Source organism: Mycolicibacterium frederiksbergense (assembly GCF_012223425.1).
Taxonomy (GTDB): Bacteria; Actinomycetota; Actinomycetes; order Mycobacteriales; family Mycobacteriaceae; genus Mycobacterium; species Mycobacterium frederiksbergense.
Window position 1 is genome coordinate 5,499,619 of record NZ_CP038799.1, and the last position, 24,530, is coordinate 5,524,148.

At 67.0% G+C, this 24,530-nt stretch carries 24 protein-coding genes; 5 read left to right on the forward strand and 19 right to left on the reverse strand.

Annotated features, from left to right (window positions below; all coding sequences use genetic code 11):
• Positions 1-15: 15 nt before the first annotated feature.
• On the forward strand, positions 16-975 hold the full coding sequence (locus EXE63_RS29625) for a 5'-3' exonuclease (RefSeq protein WP_168144903.1): 960 nt from the start codon (positions 16-18) through the stop codon (positions 973-975).
• A gap of 77 nt (positions 976-1,052) precedes the next feature.
• Here the strand turns inward: EXE63_RS29625 and EXE63_RS29630 are convergent, their stop codons facing one another.
• From EXE63_RS29630 to ectA, 15 genes are all read right to left on the reverse strand, one after another.
• Positions 1,053-1,805, reverse strand: coding sequence for a DUF4333 domain-containing protein (locus EXE63_RS29630; RefSeq protein WP_168144904.1), 753 nt, complete (start codon positions 1,803-1,805; stop codon positions 1,053-1,055).
• Between the two features lie 38 nt (positions 1,806-1,843).
• Positions 1,844-4,579 (reverse strand): DEAD/DEAH box helicase, encoded by a 2,736-nt coding sequence (locus EXE63_RS29635; protein ID WP_168144905.1) that lies wholly within the window; start codon positions 4,577-4,579, stop codon positions 1,844-1,846.
• Positions 4,569-5,513 (reverse strand): twin-arginine translocase subunit TatC, encoded by a 945-nt coding sequence (gene tatC / locus EXE63_RS29640; RefSeq protein WP_168144906.1) that lies wholly within the window; start codon positions 5,511-5,513, stop codon positions 4,569-4,571. Before tatC ends, EXE63_RS29635 begins: the two co-directional genes overlap by 11 nt.
• 79 nt (positions 5,514-5,592) lie before the next feature.
• Entirely contained in the window at positions 5,593-5,844 is a 252-nt protein-coding gene (gene tatA, locus EXE63_RS29645; RefSeq protein WP_168144907.1) for a Sec-independent protein translocase subunit TatA, read from the reverse strand.
• 30 nt (positions 5,845-5,874) lie between these two features.
• Positions 5,875-6,837: a helix-turn-helix transcriptional regulator gene (locus EXE63_RS29650; protein WP_168144908.1), complete on the reverse strand. Its 963-nt coding sequence runs from the start codon at positions 6,835-6,837 to the stop codon at positions 5,875-5,877.
• Entirely contained in the window at positions 6,834-7,820 is a 987-nt protein-coding gene (locus EXE63_RS29655) for a helix-turn-helix transcriptional regulator (protein WP_168144909.1), read from the reverse strand. Before EXE63_RS29655 ends, EXE63_RS29650 begins: the two co-directional genes overlap by 4 nt.
• A gap of 47 nt (positions 7,821-7,867) precedes the next feature.
• Complete coding sequence (gene pafA, locus EXE63_RS29660) at positions 7,868-9,226, reverse strand: Pup--protein ligase (protein WP_210000110.1); 1,359 nt, start codon at positions 9,224-9,226, stop codon at positions 7,868-7,870.
• An 80-nt stretch (positions 9,227-9,306) separates the two neighbouring features.
• The gene (gene prcA, locus EXE63_RS29665) at positions 9,307-10,065 is read right to left on the reverse strand and encodes a proteasome subunit alpha (protein WP_168144911.1); all 759 of its coding nucleotides are present in this window, start codon (positions 10,063-10,065) and stop codon (positions 9,307-9,309) included.
• Positions 10,065-10,916 (reverse strand): proteasome subunit beta, encoded by an 852-nt coding sequence (prcB, locus tag EXE63_RS29670; RefSeq protein WP_234904317.1) that lies wholly within the window; start codon positions 10,914-10,916, stop codon positions 10,065-10,067. Before prcB ends, prcA begins: the two co-directional genes overlap by 1 nt.
• Positions 10,913-11,107 (reverse strand): ubiquitin-like protein Pup, encoded by a 195-nt coding sequence (locus EXE63_RS29675; RefSeq protein ID WP_105366342.1) that lies wholly within the window; start codon positions 11,105-11,107, stop codon positions 10,913-10,915. Before EXE63_RS29675 ends, prcB begins: the two co-directional genes overlap by 4 nt.
• A 73-nt stretch (positions 11,108-11,180) precedes the next feature.
• Positions 11,181-12,689: a depupylase/deamidase Dop gene (gene dop / locus EXE63_RS29680; RefSeq protein ID WP_168144912.1), complete on the reverse strand. Its 1,509-nt coding sequence runs from the start codon at positions 12,687-12,689 to the stop codon at positions 11,181-11,183.
• A 42-nt stretch (positions 12,690-12,731) separates the two neighbouring features.
• Positions 12,732-13,646, reverse strand: coding sequence for an ectoine hydroxylase (thpD, locus tag EXE63_RS29685; RefSeq protein WP_168144913.1), 915 nt, complete (start codon positions 13,644-13,646; stop codon positions 12,732-12,734).
• A 61-nt stretch (positions 13,647-13,707) separates the two neighbouring features.
• Complete coding sequence (locus tag EXE63_RS29690; RefSeq protein WP_168144914.1) at positions 13,708-14,100, reverse strand: ectoine synthase; 393 nt, start codon at positions 14,098-14,100, stop codon at positions 13,708-13,710.
• A 32-nt stretch (positions 14,101-14,132) separates the two neighbouring features.
• Entirely contained in the window at positions 14,133-15,443 is a 1,311-nt protein-coding gene (ectB, locus tag EXE63_RS29695) for a diaminobutyrate--2-oxoglutarate transaminase (RefSeq protein WP_234904318.1), read from the reverse strand.
• Between the two features lie 50 nt (positions 15,444-15,493).
• Positions 15,494-16,048, reverse strand: a complete 555-nt coding sequence (gene ectA, locus EXE63_RS29700) for a diaminobutyrate acetyltransferase (RefSeq protein WP_168144915.1) — start codon at positions 16,046-16,048, stop codon at positions 15,494-15,496.
• A gap of 462 nt (positions 16,049-16,510) precedes the next feature.
• Between ectA and EXE63_RS29705 the strand changes: the two genes are divergently transcribed.
• Positions 16,511-17,185, forward strand: a complete 675-nt coding sequence (locus EXE63_RS29705) for a response regulator transcription factor (protein ID WP_168144916.1) — start codon at positions 16,511-16,513, stop codon at positions 17,183-17,185.
• On the opposite strand, the gene EXE63_RS29710 is transcribed toward EXE63_RS29705, so the two are convergent.
• Entirely contained in the window at positions 17,161-18,537 is a 1,377-nt protein-coding gene (locus EXE63_RS29710; protein WP_168144917.1) for a sensor histidine kinase, read from the reverse strand. The genes EXE63_RS29705 and EXE63_RS29710 overlap by 25 nt on opposite strands.
• Before the next feature lie 68 nt (positions 18,538-18,605).
• Here EXE63_RS29710 and EXE63_RS29715 point away from each other — a divergent pair, with 68 nt between their 5' ends.
• Together EXE63_RS29715 and EXE63_RS29720 are read left to right on the forward strand one after the other, a co-directional pair.
• Positions 18,606-19,772 carry a hypothetical protein gene (locus tag EXE63_RS29715; RefSeq protein WP_210000938.1) on the forward strand — a complete coding sequence of 389 codons (1,167 nt, stop codon included), beginning with the start codon at positions 18,606-18,608 and terminating at the stop codon, positions 19,770-19,772.
• Positions 19,773-19,893: 121 nt separating this feature from the next.
• A complete protein-coding gene (locus EXE63_RS29720; RefSeq protein ID WP_168144918.1) occupies positions 19,894-20,184 on the forward strand; it encodes a DUF732 domain-containing protein in 291 nt (96 codons plus the stop codon).
• Here EXE63_RS29720 and EXE63_RS29725 read toward each other — a convergent pair.
• Positions 20,090-21,028 carry a DMT family transporter gene (locus tag EXE63_RS29725; RefSeq protein ID WP_168144919.1) on the reverse strand — a complete coding sequence of 313 codons (939 nt, stop codon included), beginning with the start codon at positions 21,026-21,028 and terminating at the stop codon, positions 20,090-20,092. The genes EXE63_RS29720 and EXE63_RS29725 overlap by 95 nt on opposite strands.
• Before the next feature lie 73 nt (positions 21,029-21,101).
• On the opposite strand from EXE63_RS29725, the gene EXE63_RS29730 reads away from it, so the two are divergent.
• Positions 21,102-22,010, forward strand: coding sequence for a LysR family transcriptional regulator (locus EXE63_RS29730; protein ID WP_168144920.1), 909 nt, complete (start codon positions 21,102-21,104; stop codon positions 22,008-22,010).
• Here the strand turns inward: EXE63_RS29730 and EXE63_RS29735 are convergent.
• Both EXE63_RS29735 and arc read right to left on the reverse strand, forming a co-directional pair.
• Complete coding sequence (locus EXE63_RS29735; protein WP_234904319.1) at positions 21,992-22,612, reverse strand: hypothetical protein; 621 nt, start codon at positions 22,610-22,612, stop codon at positions 21,992-21,994. The genes EXE63_RS29730 and EXE63_RS29735 overlap by 19 nt on opposite strands.
• An 8-nt stretch (positions 22,613-22,620) precedes the next feature.
• Positions 22,621-24,456: a proteasome ATPase gene (gene arc / locus EXE63_RS29740; protein ID WP_168144921.1), complete on the reverse strand. Its 1,836-nt coding sequence runs from the start codon at positions 24,454-24,456 to the stop codon at positions 22,621-22,623.
• Positions 24,457-24,530 lie beyond the last annotated feature (74 nt).

A 24,530-nucleotide genomic window follows, 5' to 3' on the forward strand; every position in this document is an offset into this window, starting at 1 on the left:
TATCCGGGAGCTGACATGACAGAGAATCCGCCGGTGCTGCTGCTCGACGGCGCCAGCATGTGGTTCCGCTCGTTCTTCGGGGTGCCATCCTCCATCACCGCCCCGGACGGCCGGCCGGTCAACGCGCTGCGCGGTTTCCTCGACGCCATCTCCACACTGGTCACCCAGCACCGGCCGTCCCGGCTCGTGGTGTGCCGCGACGACGACTGGCGACCGCAGTGGCGGGTGGACCGCATTCCGTCCTACAAGGCCCACCGCGTCGAGGAGACGCGTCCCGGCGGCGCCCCCGATGTGGAGGAGGTGCCCGACGAGCTGACCCCGCAGGTCGACATGATCATGGCGATCCTCGACGCGTTCGGCATCGCCACCGCAGGCGCCGCGGGCTTCGAGGCCGACGATGTGCTGGGCACGCTGGCCGCCGCCGAGCAGCGCGACCCCGTCATCGTGGTCAGCGGGGACCGCGATTTGCTGCAACTGGTCGGCGACGACCCGGTCGCGGTACGGGTGTTCTACATCGGGCGGGGCTTGAGCAAGGCCATCCTGTTCGGGCCCACCGAGGTCGCCGACACCTACGGGGTGCCGGTGGACCGTGCCGGACCGGCCTACGCCGAATTGGCGCTGCTGCGCGGTGATCCCTCGGACGGTCTGCCCGGCGTGGCGGGCATCGGTGAGAAGACCGCGGCGACCCTGATGGGACAGCACGGATCCTTGGCCGCGATCGTCGCGGCTGCCGCCGACCCGTCGTCGAAAATGCCTGCCGCTCAGCGCAAGAAGCTGCTGGCCGCCGATGAGTACATCATCGCCGCCGAACCGGTGGTCCGGGTCGCCACCGACGCACCCGTGACGCTGTCACGGCCAGACGACGTGCTGCCGCTGTCCGCGGCGGACCCGGCCCGGGTTGCGGCGCTGGCCGAGGAGTACGGCGTGGTGTCCTCGATCGGACGACTGCAGAAGGCATTGGACAAGCTGCCCTAGCCGGCGAGCAGACGCATAGGGCCCTGAAACCGGTGTTTCAGGGGCCCTATGCGTCTGCTCGGAAGGAAAAGCGGGTGCTACTTGGGGCGGCCGACCTCGTAGGTGCCGTTGTCGTCCTGGAACGTCACGGTGACCTGGCGTTTGGTGCCGTCGATGCTGACCTGGCAGGTGAAGGTATCGCCCTTCTTCACCACGGGGCTGACGCCGTTATTGCACTGGACGTCCCTGACGTTCGTGGCACCGTATCCGTTGGCCTCGTCGGTCAGGATCTGCTGCACACCGGTCTGCGCGGCATCGACATCCAGGGTGGTGGTGACGAAGAAGCCGGGCTTCCAGAATCCGAGGACCAGCACCACCGCGACGATCACCGCGACCAGCAAGCCGACCACGGTGCCGATCACGGCCAGCGATTTCTTCGAACCCTCTTCGGTGCCGGTGGGTCCGTAGGGAGAGTATTGCTGCTGGTCGTACTGACCGGGCTGGCCGTAGGGCTGTTGGGGCTGGCCGTAGGGGGGTTGCCCGTAGGGCTGACCCGGCTGCTGCTGACCGTACTGCGGGTATCCCTGCGGCGCGTACGCCGTGGGCTGTTGGCCGTACTGGTCACCCTGCGGCGGCGGGTTGTACGCCGGCTGCTGGTACTGCGGATACTGCTGTGGCGCCTGCGGCTGCTGGTAGGCGGGTTGCTGCCAGGCGGGTGCATCGCCCGCGGGCTGCTCGGGCGTGGGCGGCGGCTGCCAGGCGGGCTGTTCACCCGGCGACGGGGCACCGCCGGACTGCGGCGGCTGACCTGACCACGCCTGCGTGGGGTCAGATCCCTGCGGTCCGCTCATCGTGTCTCCTTGATCCGGGCTCGTTCTACGCCGCCACACTACCCTGCATCAACTGCTACGACGCCTCGTCGAATGTCGGTGATGGCGCGTTTCGCGGCGGCCCGCAGAGCCGGTGTGGGCGCGGCGTTGCGGACCTGGTCCAGCAGATCGAGGACCTGGCGGCACCAGCGCACGAAATCTCCCGCCGACAGCGGGGATCCGCTGCCGCTGACATCCGATGCCGCCAGCGAGGACGCCAGGTCACCGGTGGTGGTCCATTGGTGGATGGCGGCGACGAAGCCGTCATCGGGTTCGCGGCTGTGCGCAATGCGTTGCCGCTGTTCATCACTGCGGATCTGGGCCCACAGCCGGCGGGTGTCCGCCAGTGCGCGCCGGATGCCTCCGGTGGGGATCTGCAGGCCCTGCGGGCCGGTCCCGTCGCCGCGCGATTCGAACTGCACCGCCGAGACGACGGCTGCCAGCTCGGCCGGTGCCAGGCCCTCCCAAACCCCCTGGCGAAGGCATTCGGCGACCAAAAGGTCACTCTCGCTGTAGATCCGCGCGAGAAGCCGGCCGTCCTCGGTGACCTTCGGCGTGTCGCCCGCTCGATCGATGAAGCCTCGCTCGGTGAGCAGCACCAGAATCTTGTCGAAGGTGCGCGCCAAGGAATTGGTGGCGGCGGCGACCTTCTGGCGGATCTGCTCATTGTCCCGTTCGATGCGCAGATAGCGCTCGGCGGCGCGGACCTGCGCCTCGCGGTCGGCCGCGCCGTGGGCCCGATGGCGGCGCAGTTGGTCGCGCAGGCCCGCCAGTTCCGGGTCCACATCGCGGTCACCGCCCTGCTCCCGGCGCCGGGACGGCACATCCAGGCCGGCGGCCGCGGACCGCAGGGCCGACGCCAGGTCGCGGCGTACCCGCGGCTGGCGGTGCTCGACCCGTTTGGGCAGGGTCATCGCCCCCAGCCGGGCGGACGCCCCGGAGTAGTCCGCCGACGAGATGCGCCCGGCCCAGCGGTGTTCGGTGAGGATCAGCGGCCGTGGATCGTCGCTGTCCTGGGCGGGTTCGAGCACCACCGCCAGACCACCGCGGCGGCCCTGGCTGATGGTGATGATGTCGCCACGGCGCAACCCGGCCAGCGCTTCGTCGGCCGCTCGGCGCCGGTGCAGCCGCGACGCCCGCGACTGACTGCGTTCCCGGGCGCTGATATCGGCCCGCAGCCGGGCATATTCGAGCATTTCGGGCTCAAGCCCGGCGGCGATCTCGGCGAGCATCCGCTCGCCGCGCTCGATCCCGCGCACCAGTCCCACCACCGAGCGGTCGGCCTGGAACTGCGCGAAGGACCGCTCCAGCAGTTGGCGTGCCAGGTCGGGCCCCATCTGCTGGACCAGATTGATCGTCATGTTGTACGACGGAGCGAAAGAACTCTTCAGCGGGAAGGTGCGGGTGGAGGCAAGCCCGGCCACCTCTGCCGGTTCGGCGGCATTGTCGTCGGCATGCCACAGCACCACTGCGTGGCCCTCGATGTCGATCCCGCGGCGGCCCGCTCGCCCGGTCAGCTGGGTGTACTCCCCCGGTGTCAGCGGGGCGTGCTGCTCACCGTTGTATTTGACCAGCCGCTCCAGCACCACGGTGCGGGCCGGCATATTGATGCCCAACGCCAGTGTCTCGGTGGCGAACACCGCCTTCACCAGCCCCGCGGTGAAGAGTTCCTCGACGGTGTGCCGGAACACCGGCAGCATGCCGGCGTGATGGGCCGCCAGCCCACGCAACAGACCTTCGCGCCACTCGTAGTAGCCGAGCACGCCCAGATCGGACTGGGCAAGGTCGGCGCACCGCCGATCGATCACCTCGGTGATGCGGGCCCGCTCGTCGTCGTTCGTCAGACGCAGGGGCGCGCGCAGGCACTGCTTCACCGCCGCATCGCAGCCGGCCCGGGAGAAGACGAAAGTGATTGCCGGAAGCAGCCCTTCGGCGTCGAGGGTGGCGATGACATCGGGTCGAGACGGCCCACGGTTGCCGCCCGGACGGCCCTGCCTGCCCCGGTTGCGGCCGCGCGGCTGCCAGTCCGCCAGCCGGTCGGCCTCCCGGCGGTGCGCGATGTGACGCAGCAGGTTCGGGTCGACCAGCGTGGTCTGCCCGCCGCCCTCGAACAGGTCGAAAAGCCGTTTGCCGACCATCATGTGCTGGGACAGCGGCACCGGGCGGTGCTCGTCGACCACCACCGTGGTGTCCCCGCGGACGGTCTGGATCCAGCCGCCGAACTCCTCGGCGTTGCTCACCGTCGCGGAGAGGCTGACCAGTCGTACCTCTTCGGGCAGATGCAGGATCACCTCCTCCCACACTGCGCCGCGCATCCGGTCGGCCAGGAAATGCACCTCGTCCATCACCACGTGCGAAAGTCCCTGCAGTGCCGGTGAGTCGGCGTAGAGCATGTTGCGCAGCACCTCGGTGGTCATGATGACCACCGGGGCGTCGGCGTTGATCGACTGGTCTCCGGTGAGCAAGCCGACCCGGTCGGCGCCGTAGCGGCGCACCAGGTCGAGGTGCTTCTGGTTGCTCAGCGCCTTGATCGGGGTGGTGTAGAAGCACTTGCGGCCGGCCGCCAGCGCCAGGTGCACCGCGAACTCACCCACGACGGTCTTGCCCGCGCCGGTCGGCGCGCAGACCAGCACCCCATGGCCGGACTCCAGCGCGGCGCAGGCACGTATCTGGAAGGGATCGAGGCCGAACGGAAGTTGCGCGGAGAATCCGAGCAGTTCCGGCCCGGACTCGGGTGGCCCGGATTCAGGTGACATCGTCGTCGGACAATCCCTGGGAGGCCACCGCGGTCGGCGGGGCGATCGGTTCGGCCGCCGGGATCGGCGCCGCCTCGTCCTCGGGGACCTCGGCCAGCGCTTCCCGCCTGGCCTTTCGTCTGTCGTGTATCCGGGTGATCTGGATGGCGAACTCGAGCAGCAACGTCAGTGCCAGCGCCAGCGCCAGCATCGAGAAGGGGTCGGAGCCCGGGGTGGCGAACGCGGCGAACACGAACAACGCGAAGATCAGGCCCCGGCGCCATTCCTTGAGCTTCGCGTACGGCAGCACGCCGATCACATTGAGCATGATGATCAGCAATGGGAACTCGAAGCTGATCCCGAACACCAACAGCAGGTTGATCAGGAAGCCGAAGTATTGATCACCCGACAGCGCGGTCACCTGGACGTCGCTGCCGACGGTGAGCAGGAAGCTCAACGCGGTGGACAACACCACGTAGGCCAGGACCGCGCCGCCGATGAACAGCACCGCACCGACACCGACGAACGCCATCCCGAAGCGGCGTTCCTTGCGGTACAGCCCGGGGGTGATGAACGCCCAGAGCTGATACAGCCATACCGGGCAGGCCAGCACGATGCCGGCGGTGAGCGCGACCTTGAGCCGCAACATGAACTGGTCGAACGGGCCGGTGGCCAGCAACCGGCACTGTCCGTCGGGGGCGATGGTGGCCCGCGCCGACTCCGGGAGCGAACAATACGGACCACGCAGCCAATCGCCGAGGCTGTTCATGCCGAAGATGCCGTGGGTGTACCAGAGGAACCCGACGATGGTGGTGAGCACGACTGCCGCGGTGGCGATCAGCAGCCGGTTACGCAGTTCGGCGAGGTGATCGACCAACGACATGGTGCCGTCGGGATTCGCCCGGCCACGGCGTTGACGCGGATCGAATCTCTTCAAAATTCCAGGGGTGTGCACGGGCAGCCTTAACGTCGATGCAGGCAGGCGCGCGCTATCGACGCGACATCACACCGCGATGGGACGGACTGGGCAGCTATCAGGCCGACCGCTTGTCGCCGGTCTGCTCGGGCGCCGAGGTCTCCACGCGCTCCGAGGTGACCGGGGTGGCGGGAAGCGGTGCGGCTTCCGGCTTGTCGGCGCCGTCGGACTGCATCTCCTTGATCTCGGACTTGAAGATGCGCATCGATTTACCCAGCGAACGCGCTGCGTCCGGGAGCTTCTTGGCGCCGAACAACAGAATGAAAGCCGCGATAACGATCAGCCAGTGCCACGGTTGAAGACCGCCCAATTCAAACACCTCCGCAAGTTGTGGTCGAGTCTACTCGTCTTCGTAAGCGCGTAACGCAGCCGCGGCAGTCTCGCGGACCTTCTCGGCCAACGAGTGCGGAGTCAACACCCGCACCGCCGACCCGAAGCCCAACACGAACCGCGCCATCCACTCATCGGAAGCGTAGGTCATGGCCGCTTCGCACGCACCGTCGTCGAGTTCGGCGATCACCCGCAACGGGTAGTAATCGAACATCCATTCCGCGGAGCGATCGATGAGCAACGTCGCCGACGGTAGCGAGGGGTCTGCATCGAACAGGGCGGTGTCGGGGCCTGCCTGCACCGCCGGCGCCGGTGGCCGGGCGGGCTCGTCGAGCACCCGGGCATCCACGATGCGGTCGAACCGGAACAACCGCACCCCTTCGGCCGTGCGGCACCAGGCTTCCAGGTAGCTGCGATCGCTGACGAGAACCACCCGGATGGGGTCGACGACGCGGCTGGACACCGTGTCGTGGGAGGCCGAGTGGTACTCCAGCGAGAGTGCCTTGCCCGTGCGGGCGGCGTCGCGCACAGCCGCCGCCGAAGCACTCTCGGGTTCATCGCCGTCGAGTTCGTCCAGATCGGCGTTGCCGACCGCCGCGACGGTGCCCGCGGCCGATTCGATCTTGGCGATGGCCGAGCGCGCCGCCCGAGGATCGACCATGCCCGGCACGTCGAGCAGCGCGCGCAGCGCGACCAGGATCCCGGTGGCCTCGGTCGAGGTCAGCCGAAGCGGGTGGTCCACCCCGGCGGCGAAGGTCACCTCGATGGTGTCACCGGTGAAATCGAAGTCGATGAGATCACCGGGGCCGTATCCGGGCAGCCCGCAGAGCCACAGCTGCTCGAGATCGGCATCCAGTTGCTTGCGCGTGACACCGAGGGCCGCGGCCGCCTCATCGCGGGTCACCCGGGGATTGGCCTTGAAGTACGGGACCATGTTGAGCAGCCGGACCAGCCGGCTCGAGACCTGACTCATCGAATCTCGGCCTGCCCGCGCAACCGCGCCACCACGTCGTCGCGCAACTGCGGTGGATCGAGTGCGACGGCATCGGTTCCGTAGCTGGCGATCTCCCGGGCCAGCCGGTCGTACATGCCGATGTCGACGGTGATCTCCTCCCCGGCGCGCCCGCGCCAGACGCTCGGGGTGGCCGAGGCGGCCTGGCGGCGCAGTGCGGTGGCCCGCCCCTCGGCGATCCACACCCGTGCGCGCTCGCCGGTGGGCACATCGGCGACCACGCGCTGCACGATCTGTCGCAGGTTGACGCCGTCGGGCGGGGTCACCGCCCCCGCCGGGCCGACCGGTGTGGCGCCCACGATGCGGGAGAGCCGGAAGGTGCGGGTGTCCGCACGGTCGCGGTCGTGCCCGACCAGATACCAGCGGCCACGATGGGTGACCACACCCCACGGTTCCACCGTGCGGGTGCGGTACGGATCGTTGCGGGACGGGCGGTGCTCGAACTGCACCACCCGGCCGGAGTTGCTGGCGGCCAACAGGACTCCGAGCACCTCCTCGGAGCCGCGCAGGCCGGGCAGCGCGGCGGTCGAGGTGAACGCCACTCCGGCGTCTTCGGAATCGACGTCGACGCCGGCGGCACGCAGCTTGAGCAGGGCGCTCTGGGCGGCGGTGACCATTTCCGGGGACTGCCACAGTTGAGTCGCCACTGCGACGGAGGCCGATTCCTCGGCGGTCAGCTCGACCGGCGGCAGCGCGTAGGCCTTCTGGTTGATGCGGTAGCCCTCGGTGGCATCGAAGGAGGACATCTTGCCGGTTTCCAGCGGGATCCCCAGATCGCGCAGTTCGTTCTTGTCCCGCTCGAACATGCGCGAGAACGCCTCGTCACTGGCGCTGTCGGAGTATCCGGCCACGTTCTTGCGGATTTTCTCCGCGGTCAGGTACGAACTGGTGGACAGCAGTGCGATCACCAGGTTCATCAGTCTTTCGACCTTGGATGTCGGCACCAGAGCAGCTTAGGGCGTGCGACCGCCGCGATCCCGGCGCGACCCGCTCACATGCTCGCGATCAGCCGCTTCACCCGCTCGTCCACCGAGCGGAACGGGTCCTTGCACAGCACGGTGCGCTGGGCCTGGTCGTTGAGCTTGAGGTGCACCCAGTCGACGGTGAAGTCCCGGCCCGCTTCCTGTGCGGCGCTGATGAACTCGCCACGCAGCTTGGCCCTGGTGGTCTGGGGTGGCGTGTTGACCGCCGCTTCGATCTCCTCGTCGGTGGTGATCCGCGCCGCCAGCCCCTTGCGCTGCAGCAGATCGAACACGCCGCGGCCGCGCTTGATGTCGTGGTAGGCGAGATCGAGCTGGGCGATCTTCGGATCGGCGAGTTCCATGCTGTAGCGATCCTGGTAGCGCTGGAACAGCTTGCGTTTGATCACCCAGTCGATCTCGGTGTCGACCTTCGCGAAGTCCTGGCTTTCGACCGCGTCGAGCTGGCGCCCCCACAGGTCGACCACCTGCTCGATCTGGGTGTTCGGCTCGCGGGTCTGCAGGTATTCCACGGCGCGGCCGTAATATTCACGCTGAATGTCGAGCGCGCTGGCCTGCCGCCCGCCCGCCAACCGCACCGGGCGGCGCCCGGTCAGATCGTGGCTCACCTCGCGGATCGCCCGGATCGGGTTGTCCAGGGAGAAGTCCCGGAACGCCACGCCGGCCTCGATCATCTCCAGCACCAGCGAGGCCGTGCCCACCTTGAGCATGGTGGTGGGCTCGCTCATGTTGGAATCGCCGACGATGACATGCAGCCGGCGGTACTTCTCGGCGTCAGCATGCGGCTCGTCACGGGTGTTGATGATCGGGCGCGAACGGGTCGTCGCACTCGAGACGCCCTCCCAGATGTGCTCGGCGCGCTGACTCAGGCAGAAGGTGGCCGACTTGGGGGTCTGCAGCACTTTCCCGGCGCCGCAGATCAGCTGGCGGGTCACCAGGAACGGCAGCAGGACATCCGAGATCCGGGAGAATTCGCCGGCCCGCACGATCAGGTAGTTCTCGTGGCAGCCGTAGGAGTTGCCCGCGGAGTCGGTGTTGTTCTTGAACAGGTAGATGTCGCCGCCGATGCCCTCATCGGCCAGGCGCTGCTCGGCATCGATGAGCAGATCCTCCAGTACCCGCTCGCCGGCGCGGTCATGGGTGACCAACTGGGCGAGGCTGTCGCACTCGGCCGTCGCGTACTCCGGATGCGAGCCCACGTCGAGGTACAACCGGGCCCCGTTGCGGAGAAAGACATTGGAGCTGCGCCCCCAGGACACCACCCGCCGGAACAGATAGCGGGCAACCTCGTCCGGACTGAGACGCCGGTGACCATGAAACGTGCAGGTCACACCGAATTCAGTCTCAATCCCCATGATCCGTCGCTGCACATGTTCGAGCTTACGGGTTGGGTATCGGTAACGGTGCGCAAGGTTGGTCGGCGGTTCGTTTCGTGCCGATTTGTTACGCGCTACTCCGCAGCGGGCTGATCCGGTTCCGCATCGTCTTCCCCGTCGCTGCGCCCGCCCCCGGCGGGCACCAGGGCCTCCAGCGCGGCACCGGTGATGCGCCGGAACGCACGACGGGGCCGGCTCGCGTCCAGGATGGCCACCTCCATGGTGGACGGTTCCAGGACACGAGGTTCGCTGCCGTTGCCACCGGCGCGCAGGGCGTTCACCGCGATCTTCACCGCGTCGGCCAAACTGGCGTTCTCGGTGAAGGACTCCCCCAGCGCCTTCGCGATGGGCTCGGTGGTGCCACCCATCACCACGAAATGCGGCTCATCTGCGATCGAACCGTCGTAGGTGATGCGGTACAGCTCAGGGGCTTTCGACTCCCCGTGATGCGCCACCTCGGCAACGCACAATTCGACCTCGAACGGTTTGGCCTGTTCGGTGAAGATGGTGCCGAGCGCCTGGGCGTACACGTTCGCCAGTTGCCGCCCGGTGACGTCCCGGCGGTCATAGGCATAGCCGCGGGTGTCGGCGAACTGGATTCCGGCCACCCGTAGCTTGTCGAACTCGTTGAAGCGGCCGACGGCGGCGAAGCCGACCCGATCATAGAGCTCGCTGACCTTCTGCAAGGAGCGTGACGGGTTCTCGGCCACGAACAGCACACCGCTGTCATAGGCCAACACCACGACACTGCGCCCGCGCGAAATGCCTTTGCGCGCAAGCTCGGAACGCTCACGCATCGCCTGCTCGGGCGAGATGAAGTACGGGAAGCTCATCAGCCGTTACCGTCCGTACGTGTCCGACGCTCGATGACCTCGCGGGCCAGTCCGGCGATCCTCGCCTCGGCCACTTCCTCGGCGCCGCCGGCCTCGATCAGCACGGCAGTCGGATAGATACCGCGCACCAGATCCGGTCCGCCGGTGGCCGAGTCGTCGTCGGCGGCGTCATACAGCGCCTCGATGGCGGTTTTGAGCGCCGTATCGGCGTCGGTCACCTGCGGATACAGCTTCTTGATCGACGACTTGGCGAACAACGATCCCGAACCCACTGCCTGGTAGCCCTCTTCCTCGATGTTCCAGCCACCGGCGGCGTCGAAGGACACGATGCGCCCGGCGTTGATCGGGTCGGCGGCGTCCACGTCGAAGGCGACCAGCAGCGGCAGCGCCACGAAACCCTGAAGGGCCGCACCGAGGTTGCCGCGCACCATGGTGGCCAACCGGTTCACCTTGCCGCGGAAGGTCAACGCGACACCCTCGACCTTTTCGTAGTGCTCGAGCTCCACGGCGTAGAGCCGGGCGAACTCGACGGCGATCGCCGCGGTGCCGGCGATGCCGGTGGCCGCATAGTCGTCGGCGATGTGCACCTTCTGCACGTCGCGACTGGCGATCATGTTGCCCTGGGTGGCGCGCCGGTCACCGGCGATCAGCACCCCACCGGGATATCGGAGCGCCACGATCGTCGTGCCGTGGGGCAGGTCGACACCACCGCTGGGAACGGCATGCGAGACGCCGCCCGGAAGCAACTCAGGGGCCTGCCTGCTCAGGAAGTCCGAGAAGGAGGACAGATTCAGATGTGATGACGTGAGATCGAGCGGATTGGTGAATGGCTTATTTGACCAGGCCGTCACTGGCCGCCCTTTTGGACATAGGCGCGCACGAAGTCCTCGGCGTTCTCTTCCAGGACATCATCGATCTCATCGAGCAGGTCGTCGGTCTCCTCGGCGAGCTTCTCGCGGCGCTCTTGCCCGCCTGCCGAAGGGCCGCCGGCGTCGTCGTCCTCGCCACCGCCGCCGCCACGCTTGGTCTGCTCCTGAGCCATCGCTGCCTCCTGATTGCTCGTTCGGTTCTTTCACCCTACCGGTCAACACCGGCAATGCCTGGGATAGCGCAGCTTATGTGGTGAGCTGCTCGACCAGTTCGGCGGCGCTGTCCACCGAGTCCAGCAGCGCACCGACGTGCGCCTTGCTGCCGCGAAGTGGTTCCAGCGTCGGAATCCGGACCAGTGAATCGCCGCCGAGATCGAAGATGACGGAGTCCCAGCTGGCCGCGGCGATGTCGGCGCCGAACCGGCGCAGGCATTCACCGCGGAAGTAGGCGCGGGTGTCGGTGGGCGGGTTGTCGACCGCGTCCAGGACCTGCTGTTCGGTGACCAGGCGCTGCATGGAACCCCGCGCGACCAGCCGGTTGTACAGACCCTTGTCGAGGCGCACATCGGAGTACTGCAGATCGACCAGATGAAGACGCGGGGCCGACCAGGTCAGGTTCTCGCGCTGCCGGAAACCCTCCAGCAGCCGCAGTTTGGCCGGCCAGTCCAGGATCTCGGCGCACTCCATCGGATCGCGTTCCAGCAGATCCAGCACATGCGCCCAGGTCTGGAGAACATGGTCGGCCCGCGGATCCGGATCTCGTGCGGCCACCAGTTTTGCCACCCGGTCCAGGTATATCCGTTGCAGCGCAAGCGCGGTCAGTTCACGTCCGTCGGCCAGCGCCACGGTCGCGCGCAGCGACGGGTCGCGGCTGACCACGTGCACGGCGTGCACCGGGCGGGCCAGCGCCAGATCGGACAGGTCGATACCGTGCGCGGGCCCCTCTTCGATCAGGTCCAGCACCAGCGAGCTGGTGCCGACCTTGAGATAGGTCGACGTCTCGGCGAGGTTCGCGTCACCGATGATGACGTGCAGCCGCCGGTACTTGTCGGCATCGGCGTGCGGTTCGTCGCGGGTGTTGATGATGCCGCGTTTGAGGGTGGTCTCCAGACCGACCTCGACCTCGATGTAGTCGGCGCGCTGGGACAGCTGGAAGCCGGGCTCGTCACCGGCCGGCCCGATACCGACGCGCCCCGACCCGGTGAAGACCTGACGGGACACCAGGAACGGGGTGAATCCGGCGATGACGGCGGAGAACGGCGTCTGGCGGGACATCAGGTAGTTCTCGTGCGTGCCGTAGGACGCACCCTTGCCGTCGACATTGTTCTTGTAGAGCTGCAACTTGACCGCACCGGGCACGCTGGCGACGTGCCGGGCGGCGGCCTCCATGACGCGTTCTCCGGCTTTGTCCCAGATGACTGCGTCCATCGGGTCGGTGACCTCGGGCGCCGAGTACTCCGGGTGCGCGTGGTCGACGTAGAGCCGGGCCCCGTTGGTCAGGATCATGTTCGCGGCGCCGACCTCGTCGGCGTCGATGATCGGCGCCGGCCCGGAGGTCCGGGACAGGTCGAAACCGCGGGCATCGCGCAGCGGGGACTCGACCTCGTAGTCCCAGCGGGTGCGTTTGGCCCGCTGCAGTCCGGCGGCGGCCGCATAGGCCAGCACCGCCTGCGTGGAGGTGAGGATCGGATTGGCCGTCGGGTCCGACGGCGAGGAGATGCCGTATTCGACCTCGGTGCCGATGATCCGTTGCATAGGGCCACCCTAGGGGACGTGCCGACGGCGGCTATCGGCAGCTCATGAGGACGGGGCGGGCAGCCCGAGTGAACGGGTCTGCCGGGCCGCCAGGTACTCCGGCCGGATCCCGTCCGCCGCGTACGGCGCGGTGAGCGTGTTGTCGACGGAGTTGAACACCAGGAACACGTTCGAGCGCGGTAGCGGCGTGATGTTCGAGCCCGACCCGTGCAGCAGGTTGCAGTCGAACCAGAGCGCCGATCCGGCCGCGCCGGTGAACTGATCGATACCGTCCCCGTCCACCGCCTTGGTCAGGGTGTTCTCGTCGGGCACCCCGAACTGCTGAGCGACCAGAGATGAACGGTGGTGGTTGTCCGGTGTGGCGCCCACACACGGATAGAAGGTCCGGTGCGATCCCGGAATCACCATCAGCGACCCGTTGTACGGATAGTTGCGGGTCAGCGCGATCGAGCAGGACACCGCCCGCATCTGCGGCATGCCGTCCTCGGCATGCCAGGTCTCGAAATCCGAGTGCCAGTAGAACCCGGTGCCGGTGAACGCCGGCATCAGGTTGATCCGGGCCTGGTGGATGTAGACGTCACTGCCGAGGAGCTGGCGCGCCACCGGCAGCACCGTGTCGGACCGCACCACATCGGCAACGAGTTCGCTGAGCAGGTGCGGCTGAAAGATCGACCGGATCGAGCCGCCGGGTTCGCGGATCACCCTCGGGTCGTCATCGCCCAGTTCGGCTGCCAGCCGCTCGAGTTCGTGTCCGAGCGGCGGCCGCGCGTCCTCGCCGACGGTGTCGGGCCGGATCAGATATCCCTGCGCGGCAAAGGCTTCCAGGTCCTGGGCCGGCAGTGGACCACTGCCGGCATCGCCCCAGACTGCGGGCTCGAGGCGTTCGATCGGTGCGATCGCATGGTCAAGCCGGGTCGGGTACGGGTCATGCAGATCCTGCTGTGGCGCGTCGCTCATGCGACCACCTCGCAGGCTCGGGCGTCGCATGATGGCTGTCGATTCGCTCCGCAAGCGTCGCTCATGCAACCTCCTGCGGGGCCGGGTAGGCGCCGGACTCGTCGTGGACCTCCTTGCCCGTCACCGGCGGATTGAACACGCACAACATGCGCAGCTGCTCATCACAGGTGACCCGATGGCGCTCGTGCCCATTCAGCAGATACATGGTGCCCGGTGCAAGCGGGTGGACCTCACCGGTCTCCAGATTGGTCAGCGTGCCACTTCCCTCGACGATCCACACCGCCTCGACGTGATGCTGGTAGTGGAAGTCGTGGACCGAGGACGCGTCGATGGTCGTCTCGTGGAACGAGAATCCGACGCCGTCACCGGCCAGGATGATCCGCTTGGAGCGCCAGGATTCGGCGGCCACGTCTCGGTCGGTCCCGGTGATCTCGGCGGTGGTACGAACAATCATGGTTACCCCTCTCCTCTTCGGCCGGTCGGCATCTAAACGGTGGCGGCGACGGACTCGGCCAAAGTCTCCAGGCCGGACTCCAGATCGCTGCGCGATGTGGTGAGCGGCGGAAGCAGCTTCACGACCTCGTCGGATGGACCGCTGGTCTCCATCAGCGTGCCACGATCGAACGCGGCGCGACACACGTCGGCGGCCAGATCTGCATCGTCGAACTTCAGGCCCTGGGCCATGCCCCTGCCGCGGGCGGCGACGCCGTCGTACGACAGCGCGATCCGGTCCAGCCCGTCGCGCAGCAGCGTGCCTTTCGCGGCGATCTCGGCCGAAAATTCCGGATCTTGCCAATATGTTTCGAGGGCCTTCGTGGCGGTGATGAAGGCCGGATTATGTCCACGGAAGGTCCCGTTGTGCTCACCGGGGGTCCAGACGTCGAGTTCCGGGCGGAACAGCGTCAGCGCCATCGGCAGGCCGTAGCCGCTGATCGACTTCGACAGCGTGACGATGTCCGGCACGATGCCCGCAGCTTCGAAGCTGAAGAACTCACCGGTGCGCCCACAACCCATCTGGACATCGTCGACGATCAGCAGAATCTCGCGCTTCTGGCACAGGTCCGCGAGTGCCTGCAGCCATTCCAGCCGCGCGACGTTGAGACCGCCCTCGCCCTGCACGGTTTCGACGATCACCGCCGCGGGACGGTTCAGTCCGCTGCCCGAATCATCGAGCACACGCTCGAACCAGTGGAAGTCCTCGGTGACGCCTCCGAAGTAATTGTCATAGGGCATCGGAGTCGCGTGCACCAACGGGATTCCGGCTCCGGCCCGTTTCATCGAGTTCCCGGTCACCGACAGCGCACCCAACGTCATACCGTGGAATGCGTTGGTAAAGCTGATGATCGACTCACGGCCGGTCACCTTGCGTGCCAGTTTGAGCGCCGATTCCACCGCGTTCGCTCCCGTCGGCCCGGGGAACTGAACCTTGTAGTCCAGCTTTCGGGGCTTCAGGATGACCCGGTCGAAGGTCTCCAGGAAGTTCTGTTTGGCCGTGGTCGCGATGTCCAGGGAATGCACGATGCCGTCCCCGCTCAGGTACTCCAGCAGTGCCCCTTTGAGCTGAGCATTGTTGTGCCCGTAGTTCAGCGCACCCGCGCCGGCGAAGAAATCGAGATAGCGGCGGCCCGCCGTATCGGTCACCCAGGAGTCCTTGGCGGTCTCCAGGACGGTGGGCCAACTCCGGCAGTAGCTACGCACCTCCGACTCCACGGTGGCGAATACCGACGGCAGATCGGCCTCGGTGAGTGATGGTGCGGTTTCCTGCGCGGTGTCGAGCAGCAAGGTATTGTCCTCCAATAGGTTTCAGTAAATTTGCGGTGATGCGAACATGGACTTCACGCCACTTCTCAGCCGGCCGGCGGAGCGCCGATGGGCCCGATCCTCAGCAGCGGTTCGTCCTCATGGGCACCGTCGGGATCGAGCTGATCGGCGGTGAAGTGCGCATGCTCGCTCAGCGGTACGCCGTGACGGCGCGCGAAGGCGCCGAAGAACGCCCGCGAGCGTGCATTGCCCGGCGACACGGTCGCCTCGACGGTGATCGGTCCGCCGCCCTCGGAGCGCACCCGGTGCACGAGCGCGTCCAGCATGGCGCCGGCGAGGCCACCGCGCTGGGCGGTCGAGGCCACGGCGACCTGCCATACGAACAGCACGTCCGGCCGGGATGGCGGTTGATATCCGGTGATGAAGCCCTGGAGTCGACCATCGACGTCCGCGACGATGGATGTATCGGCGAAATCGGTACTCAGCAGCAGGTACGCATAGGTGGAATTGAGGTCCAGCACACCGGTTTCGGCCACCAGCTCGCGTATCGCGAGGGCATCGGATCCTCGGGGGGGCCGCAATGCCGCGGCCCAATTATGTGTTCCAGCAATGGTTTCCGGAACAGTTTGGATGTCGTTCATCGTGAGTAAAAGTCACCACCGAGCAGTCATCGATCACAATTGGTTTCAAATCTTCGGTGTCTCGACGGTAGACACAGCTTCAGAATCTGATCAAGCCGCGACAGCCGGCGTGTGCGATGGGGCAACTCCGCTCGCCGCGCGCTCACCAGCACGAACACCGGACCCACGGAGCCGGCCCCGCTCACAGCAACGTTATCAAATCGTTACCCATACGGTGACGTGGATCACGCCGAATGTCGGCATCGGGTGGGCTGGCGCATCGCGCGGGCGGTTTCGGTGAATGCGCCACCAACCGGTCAGGCGCGGGCTAGCGTCACTGGATACGCAGGACCAACAGACCGTCGGCGCGCCACGCACCAGCGCTTTTTGCCTTCATGCTCATCGTTGACTCCCTGGCATGTGGGTCCCACGCGCAGTGTGGCGTGCCGACCTCTGCGGGGAGGCGGTAGACATAGAGACGTTATGAGAGTTCTGATCGTCGAGGACGAACCCCGGTTGAGCTCCACTCTGGCAATCGGCCTGCGCGCCGAAGGGTTCGCCGTCGTGGAGGCCGCCAACGGCATCGACGGACTCTGGCAGGCCACCGAGAACGATTTCGACGTCGTGGTGCTGGACATCATGCTGCCCGGGCTCAACGGCTATGAGGTGCTGCGCCGGATGCGGGCGCGTTCGGTGTGGACGCCGGTGCTGATGTTGACTGCCAAGGACGGTGAATACGACCAGACCGACGCGTTCGATCTCGGCGCCGACGATTACCTGACGAAGCCGTTCTCCTTCATCGTGCTGGTGGCCCGGCTCCGCGCCCTGGTACGCCGGGCGGCACCGCACAAGCCGCCGATGCTGACCGCGGGCACCTTGACGGTGGATCCGGGTCGGCGCCTCGTGCAGCGCGGCGACAAGGCGCTGTCGCTGACCCCGCGCGAGTACGGCGTGCTGGAGTACCTGATGCGCAACAAGAACATCGCCGTTACCAAGGCCGATATCCTGCACAACGTCTGGGACGCGCACTATGACGGCCCGGACAACGTCGTCGAGGTGTATGTCGGTTACGTCCGCCGCAAGATCGACATCCCGTTCGGCACCAACACCATCGAGACCATCCGGGGTGTCGGCTACCGGCTGGCCGCCGACAACTGAACCACCGCCCGCGTACCGCCGCCGGGGCGATCCTCGATGCGCACCTGCCCGTGATGGGCGGCGACGATCTCGGAAACGATCGCCAGACCCAGGCCGGTGCCGCCTGCACCCCGGGACCGTCCCTCGTCCAGCCGAACGAACCGGTCGAAGACCCTGAGCCGGTCCCCCACAGGTATCCCCGGTCCGTCATCGCCGATGGTCAGCACCGCGCGCCCGTCGCTGCGCCGGACATCGACCTCGACCACCGAGCACGCGTGCCGGGCGGCATTGTCGAGCAGGTTGCGTAGCACCCTGGCCAGCGCCGCCGGGTCGCCGGTGACCCGTACCGGCTCGATGCTCGCGGTCACCTCCAGGTCACTGTCCCGCCGCAGGCGCTCGATCTCGCCGTTGGCAAGGTCATCGAGATCCACGTCGTCACGACGGATGTTCCAGCCACGTTCATCGGCGCGCGCGAGCAGCAGCAGATCCTCGATCAATGAGCGCATCCGCTGCGCCTCGGGCATCAGGGTGTGTTGGGCCAGTTCGGTGTTCAGCAGATCCGGATGTGCCTGCGCGACTTCGAGGGCCGAGATGATGGTGGCCAGCGGGCTACGCAACTCGTGCGAAGCGTCGCCGACGAACCGCTGTTGCGCGGCATGGCCGGCCTCGATGCGGGCCAGCATCTCGTTCATCGTCACCGCGAGCGCGGCGATCTCGTCGCGGCTGTCCGGAACCGGCACCCGCTCCGTCAGATCCGAGGTGCTGATATCGGCGACCCGGGAGCGGATGTCGTCCACCGATCGCATCGAGCGGCGCACCAGCAGGTAGGTCGCGGCCGCCGATACCGCGATCACCACGGGTGCGGCGACCGCCAGGGCGGTGACCACGGTTCCCACCGTCGAGACCACCAGCGGGCTGCCCTCGCCGACGACGACGGTGTAGCGCGCCTCATCGGGGCCGATGACGGTCTGCGCACTGAAGCGGATCTCGCCGAACGGTGAATCATGCTCGGGCATACCGATCCGCAGGCCCGGCCCGACGTCACCGACCGGAATCAACGGCGTGGACGGCGCCCCCGGGGAGCGCTGCAGTACCGTCCCCTCGGCGTCGATGACCTGCACGGCCAACACCCGCGTGTCGGTGGCGAGTAATTCGTCGCTCAGTGCCGCAGGGCCCCCGGCGGCGATCACCGCAGCAGCCCGGGCGACCCGCGCCGCCGCGGCGTTGTCGACCTCACTGAGCATCGAGCGGTACAGCACGCCCGCAAGCACCATCCCGGTGACCCCGAGTGCGACGAAGACGACGCTGGCCGCGACGAACGCGGACCGGGCCGAGATCCCCCAGTCGCCGGGCCGGGCCAGTCCACGTCGCATCCGTCCACTGTGCCTCATGCCGCCGATTGGGCGTGTGGCACACCATTTGCCCGCCGAACGCGCACAATGTGGCGGTGCCCGACAGCAGCCCGACCAGGAACGACGAGCAGGTGCACGAGTGGTTCCTGCACCGCGGTCTGCCGCTGGTGCTGACCCGCCGGGTGCGCTCCCGTGGGCTGATCGAGCGCTCGGCGCCGATGATCAGTTCGGTCGGCGCCCTGACCGCGTTGACGATGCTGTTGGCCGAGGTCACCGGTGATGGCCCGAATTACGCCTATGCGTTGCGGCTCGGGATCATCACGGCCGTGCTGCTGGCCGCCCCGTTCGTGCTCGTCGCGCTGCACCGCCGGTCCACCGTGCTGGGAGAGGCTGCCCGGCGCTGGGGCGCCTGGGGCGTCATGGCGATCTTCGTGGTGGTGATGCCGGTGACGGTGAGCGGTTGGTCGGGCGCGGCTGCCGCCGAGGCGCCGCTGTTCGTGCTGATCTCACTGCTGGCGATCTGGCTGACCTACCTGGGTTTCGGGTCGATCGCGGCGTGGGCCTTCCGGTTCGCCTGGGTCCAGTTGGGGGCACTCGGCACCCTGATGAGCAGGGCGCTGCCCCTGCTCATGCTGACGGTGGTGGTGTATTTCACCGGCGAGCTCTGGCAGCTTTCTGCCCGTATGACGCGTCAACGGCTGTGGGAGACAGTCGGTTTCCTTGCGCTGGTGGCGCTGGTGTTCATGGTGACCACCATTCGTGACGAGGTACAGGCCCTGCGGGACGACCGCGCCGAACAGACCGATGCCGGCCGGCTGCTCGTCGATACGCCCTTCACCGAACCGGCGAGCACTCGTACACCGCTCTCGCGCGCCGAGCAGATCAATGTTGTCGCCGTGATGGTGGTGTCCCAGGCCATTCAGGTGGTGCTGTTCACTGCCGGGCTGTTCGCTTTCTTCCTGGCGCTGGGCATCATCGCCATCCCCTATGACGTCACCGTGCTGTGGGCCGGCGAGCAGACCTGTCAGGTCGGCCAACCGCCCTGTGCGGGAACATGGTTCGGCGTACACATCCCCATTCCGCAGACAGTGGTGCACACCTCGTTGTTCGTCGCCGTGCTGTCCGGGCTCTACTTCACCGTCAGCACCAGCGTCGACCCGCTGTACCGGCAGCGCTTCTTCGATCCGCTGATCGCCGATGTCGCGGTGAGCCTCGCCGGACGCGACGCCTACCTGGAGATGGAAGCCAAGGCCTGAGTCTGTTCGATCGCCGTGCACGCGCTGTGAGGTGGCTTTACACTTCCTACGCTGCGCATCACCAGCGAATGTCCGGCGACTGGCATCCACCTGCGCAACACGGGATGAAGGGATGACCACCATGAGGAAGATGTTGCTTCCGGTTCTCGCGGCGACGTTCGCCGCGGGACTTGCGGTCGCGGCTCCGGCCAGCGCCGACGAAACAGGCTATTTCACCGAACTGACCGATTACGGATACGGGGACACCTCCCAGGAGGTCGCCCTGAATCTCGGTTATTCGGTCTGCGAAGATCTCGCCAACGGTGTGCCCCAACAGGTTACGCTCGACGCGATCTACGAGAACACCAACGAGAACGTCGACGCCGCCGACGCGACGTTCCTATACAAGGCTGCGATCCTGCACCTCTGCTGACCGCTCTGCCCCAGTTCGTGCCCGTCACGATCAGCACGGCGCCGAGTGCACCCAGCGCGGTGACCGGGTCCCCGGCCAGCCCCACCCCGATGGCCGCCGCCCACAGCGGTTCGGTACCCAGCAGCAGGCTCATGCGCGCCGGCGTGCTGGACGGCGCCGCCCACGTCTGGATGCCGAATGCGAAGACCGTGCACGCCAGCGCCAGATAGCCGGTCAGAGCCCAGTCGCGGCCCGACATCTGGGGCACCGCGGAGAACTGTCCGAGCGCACCCGCGGGCATCGCCGTCAGAACTGTCACGGTGGCCAGCTGCACCAGCGTCACCGCCGCCGGATCCAGCCGGTGCGCTGTCGAGGTCCGTGACAGCACGGTGACGTGCACGGCCCGCAACACCGCCGCGACCACGATCAGGACGTCCCCGGCGCCAGGCAGCGCGAACCCACCCGACTGGGTCAGCGCGATACAGCCGAGGACCACGATCGCAGCCGGTGCGTAGAACAGCGGCGCGACGCCGCCCGGACCACCCAGCAGTGGGGTGATGACCACCGTCAGCGCCATGATGAGCCCCGCGTTGGACGCCGATGTCATTGTCACCCCGTATGTTTCACATCCGCAGATGGCGGTCAGGATGGCGCCGAACAGCGATCCGGCGATCAGTTCGTCGCGGCGGATGCGGGCGATCCGGCGCCTGAGCAACACCGTGAGTACGCCGACGGCAAGGCCGAACCGTAGGGTCAGGAAGGCGAGAGCGCCGTCCGCGTGCACGACCTCCTTGGTGGCGAGATAGCTCGATCCCCAGACCGCCGCGACCGCGAGCAGGGCGAGGTCGGCGCGGTAGCGAGTCACGCGGGTAAGCCTGCCGCGGTAGCAACCATTCAGTCCAGCTACTTTTTCTACTTCTGAGAAGTAGTATTACTACATGGATGCCTTGCGGTTGCGCATGCTGCGCGAGCTTGCCGACCACGGCACCGTCGCCGCCGTGGCCGATGTGCTCGCGATGACTCCGTCGGCGGTCTCCCAGCAGCTCAAGACCCTGCAGCGAGAGGCCGGGGTGGCGCTGCTGGAACCGGCGGGCCGGCGGGTACGGCTGACCGACGCCGGGCAGGTGTTGGTCGGTCATGCCGAACGGGTGCTCGCCGCGCTGGACCGGGCGCAGGCCGACATGGACAGCTACCGGACCACCGCCTGCGGTCAGGTGACGGTGTCGTTCTTCCCGTCCGGTGCCGCAATGTTGTTGGCGCCCTTGATCATCAACACCCGCCGGCAGGGAGTCGAGGTGATCGGGCGGGATGTCGACGTGCCGGCCGCCCGAGCTCCCCAGCAACTCACCGACGTCGACGTGGTGGTCGTCCATCGCGATGAGCGTGACACCGCCTCCTGGGGGCCGAGATTCACGTCGATCGAATTGCTTCGCGAACCGCTGGACGTACTGCTGCCGCCGGACCACCCGCTGGCCGGCAAGGCGCGCCTAGAACTTTCCGAGCTCGCCGATCAGGACTGGATCGGCGTCGAAGGTGGGCTCATGGTCGATGACGTGTTCAAGTCGATCGCCACCATCACCGGGGTGACACCCCGAATCACCCAACGGGTCAATGACTTCCGGGTCCTCGAGGAGCTGGTGCAGGCCGGTATCGGGATAGCGCTGCTGCCCCGCTACGTGGTGCTCGCACGCGACCTGGTGCGCCGTCCAATCAGCGATATCAAGCTTGCCCGGCGTATCGAGGCGGTGACGCGCACCGGCGCCGAGGCCCGTCCGGCGATCGCGCTGGTGCTCGAGGAACTGCGCGCGATCGGAGGCATGGTAGCCGGTCAGTCGATGAGTGAATAGCTGTTCGCGAGGTCGTCCTGGAGCACGCTCGCGGGCCGCGTGGTGGTGTCGACGACAATCGGTGACGACGGCACACACGTCTCGTAACGCCAACCCGGCGGCACCGACAACCGGTCGGCGAGGCCGGACAGATCCTGCAGGCCGAGTGTCGGGTCGACAGTGTGGCTGTAGGTCTGCATGATCCACCGCCGGCCGTCCGGATCGACCAGCTGATAGACGGGGCGGCCCGCATCGAAGGTGAAGATCGCTTTTCGGTCCACCTTGTTCTCGGTGTAGGCAGCCGGATTCATCGACGCAAGTTTTACCGTGGCCTGGCGATTCATCTCGAGGCCACCGAACGTCGTGCGCTGCATCGATTCTCCGTCGGCTTTTCCGATGCCGCTCATCAGCCAGTACCGGGGGCCGTTCAGGATCGCAGCCATCGCCCCGACCTCCGCAGCAATCGCCGTGGCGTCGAGCCGGTCCCACAGCTCACTGGGACAGTCGTTGAGCGGGAAGGTGTTGCAGACCGTCGCCTCCGGACCGGAGTCCGTGACGCGGACCAACAGCACCTCGCCGTACCGCAGGCCGAACACACCGTCGCGCACCGAGACGTCGGACACCTGATCCCCTACAGGTACTGCCCCAAATTGGATTCGGTGTCGATGGCGCGACTGGCCGACGAGCTCTTGCCGGTGACGAGCGTGCGGATGTAGACGATCCGCTCGCCCTTCTTGCCCGAGATGCGGGCCCAGTCATCGGGGTTCGTCGTGTTCGGCAGGTCCTCGTTCTCGGCGAACTCGTCGACGATCGAATCCAGCAGGTGCTGGATGCGCAGACCCCTCGAACCGGTCTCCAGCACCGACTTGATCGCGTACTTCTTGGCCCGGTCCACCACGTTCTGGATCATCGCCCCGGAGTTGAAGTCCTTGAAGTACATGACTTCCTTGTCACCGTTGGCGTAGGTGACCTCGAGGAACCGGTTGTCGTCGATCTCGGCGTACATCCGGTCGACGACCTTCTCGATCATCGTCTTGATGGTCAGTCCGCGGTCGCCGGCGAACTCGTCCAGGTCGTCGGTGTTCACCGGCAGGTTCTCCGTCAGGTACTTGGAGAAGATGTCCTGCGCGGCTTCGGCGTCCGGCCGCTCGATCTTGATCTTCACGTCCAGGCGGCCGGGCCGCAGGATGGCCGGGTCGATCATGTCCTCGCGGTTGGAGGCACCGATGACGATGACGTTCTCCAGGCCCTCGACACCGTCGATCTCCGAGAGCAGCTGCGGGACGACGGTGGTCTCCACGTCCGAGCTCACCCCCGTGCCGCGGGTACGGAAGATCGAGTCCATCTCGTCGAAGAACACGATCACCGGGGTGCCCTCGGAGGCCTTCTCGCGGGCCCGCTGGAAGATCAGCCGGATGTGGCGCTCCGTCTCACCGACGAATTTGTTGAGCAGCTCGGGACCCTTGATGTTGAGGAAGTAGCTCTTGGCTTCCCGAGAGTCCTCGCCGCGCAACTCCGCCATCTTCTTGGCCAGCGAATTCGCGACGGCCTTGGCGATCAGCGTCTTACCGCATCCGGGCGGACCGTAGAGCAGCACGCCCTTGGGCGGCCGCAGCGAGTATTCGCGGTAGAGGTCCTTGTGCAGGAACGGCAGTTCGACCGCATCGCGGATCTGCTCGATCTGGCGGGTGAGGCCACCGATGTCGCCGTAGCTGACATCGGGCACCTCTTCGAGCACCAGATCCTCGACCTCGGCCTTGGGAATCCGCTCGAAGGCGTAGCCGGCCTTGGTGTCGACCAGCAGCGAGTCACCGGGGCGCAGCTTGCGCGGCGGCTCACCGTCGATATCGAGCGGGATCTCCACCCCTTCGGGCAGGTACTCCACGCCGACCAGCGGTTCGGCCAGCCACACGATGCGTTCCTCGTCGGCATGGCCGACGACCAGCGCGCGATGTCCGTCGTCCAGGATCTCCCGCAGCGTGCTGATCTCGCCGACCGCCTCGAAGGCACCGGCCTCCACGACCGTCAGGGCCTCGTTCAGGCGCACCGTCTGGCCCTGCTTGAGTCCGCTGGTCTCGATGTTGGGCGACAGCGTCAGACGCATCTTGCGGCCGGAGGTGAAGACGTCGACGGTCTCGTCCTCGTAGGTCGCGAGCAGCACCCCGTAACCACTGGGCGGCTGCCCGAGCCGATCGACCTCTTCGCGCAGCGCCAGCAGTTGCTGGCGGGCCTCCTTGAGGGTGTCCATCAGCTTGGCGTTGCGCGCCGACAGCGAGTCGATGCGCGCCTCGAGCTGCTGGACATCGCGGGCCGTGCGCAATCCACTGCCGGCGCCCACCGTGCCCTCCAGTTGTTCACGCAGGGCGGCCGCTTCGCGGCGCAGCCTCTCCAGTTCGGCGGCGTCCTCTGCGGACATGCTGGATTCGTGGGGTGTTCCGAAATTCTCAGAACGCTCGGACTCACTCATGCTGCGCTCCCTCCCGCACCGAATGTTGGTGCAGTAACAACTTCAACGCTACCGGCGATTCAGCCTTTGTGTGC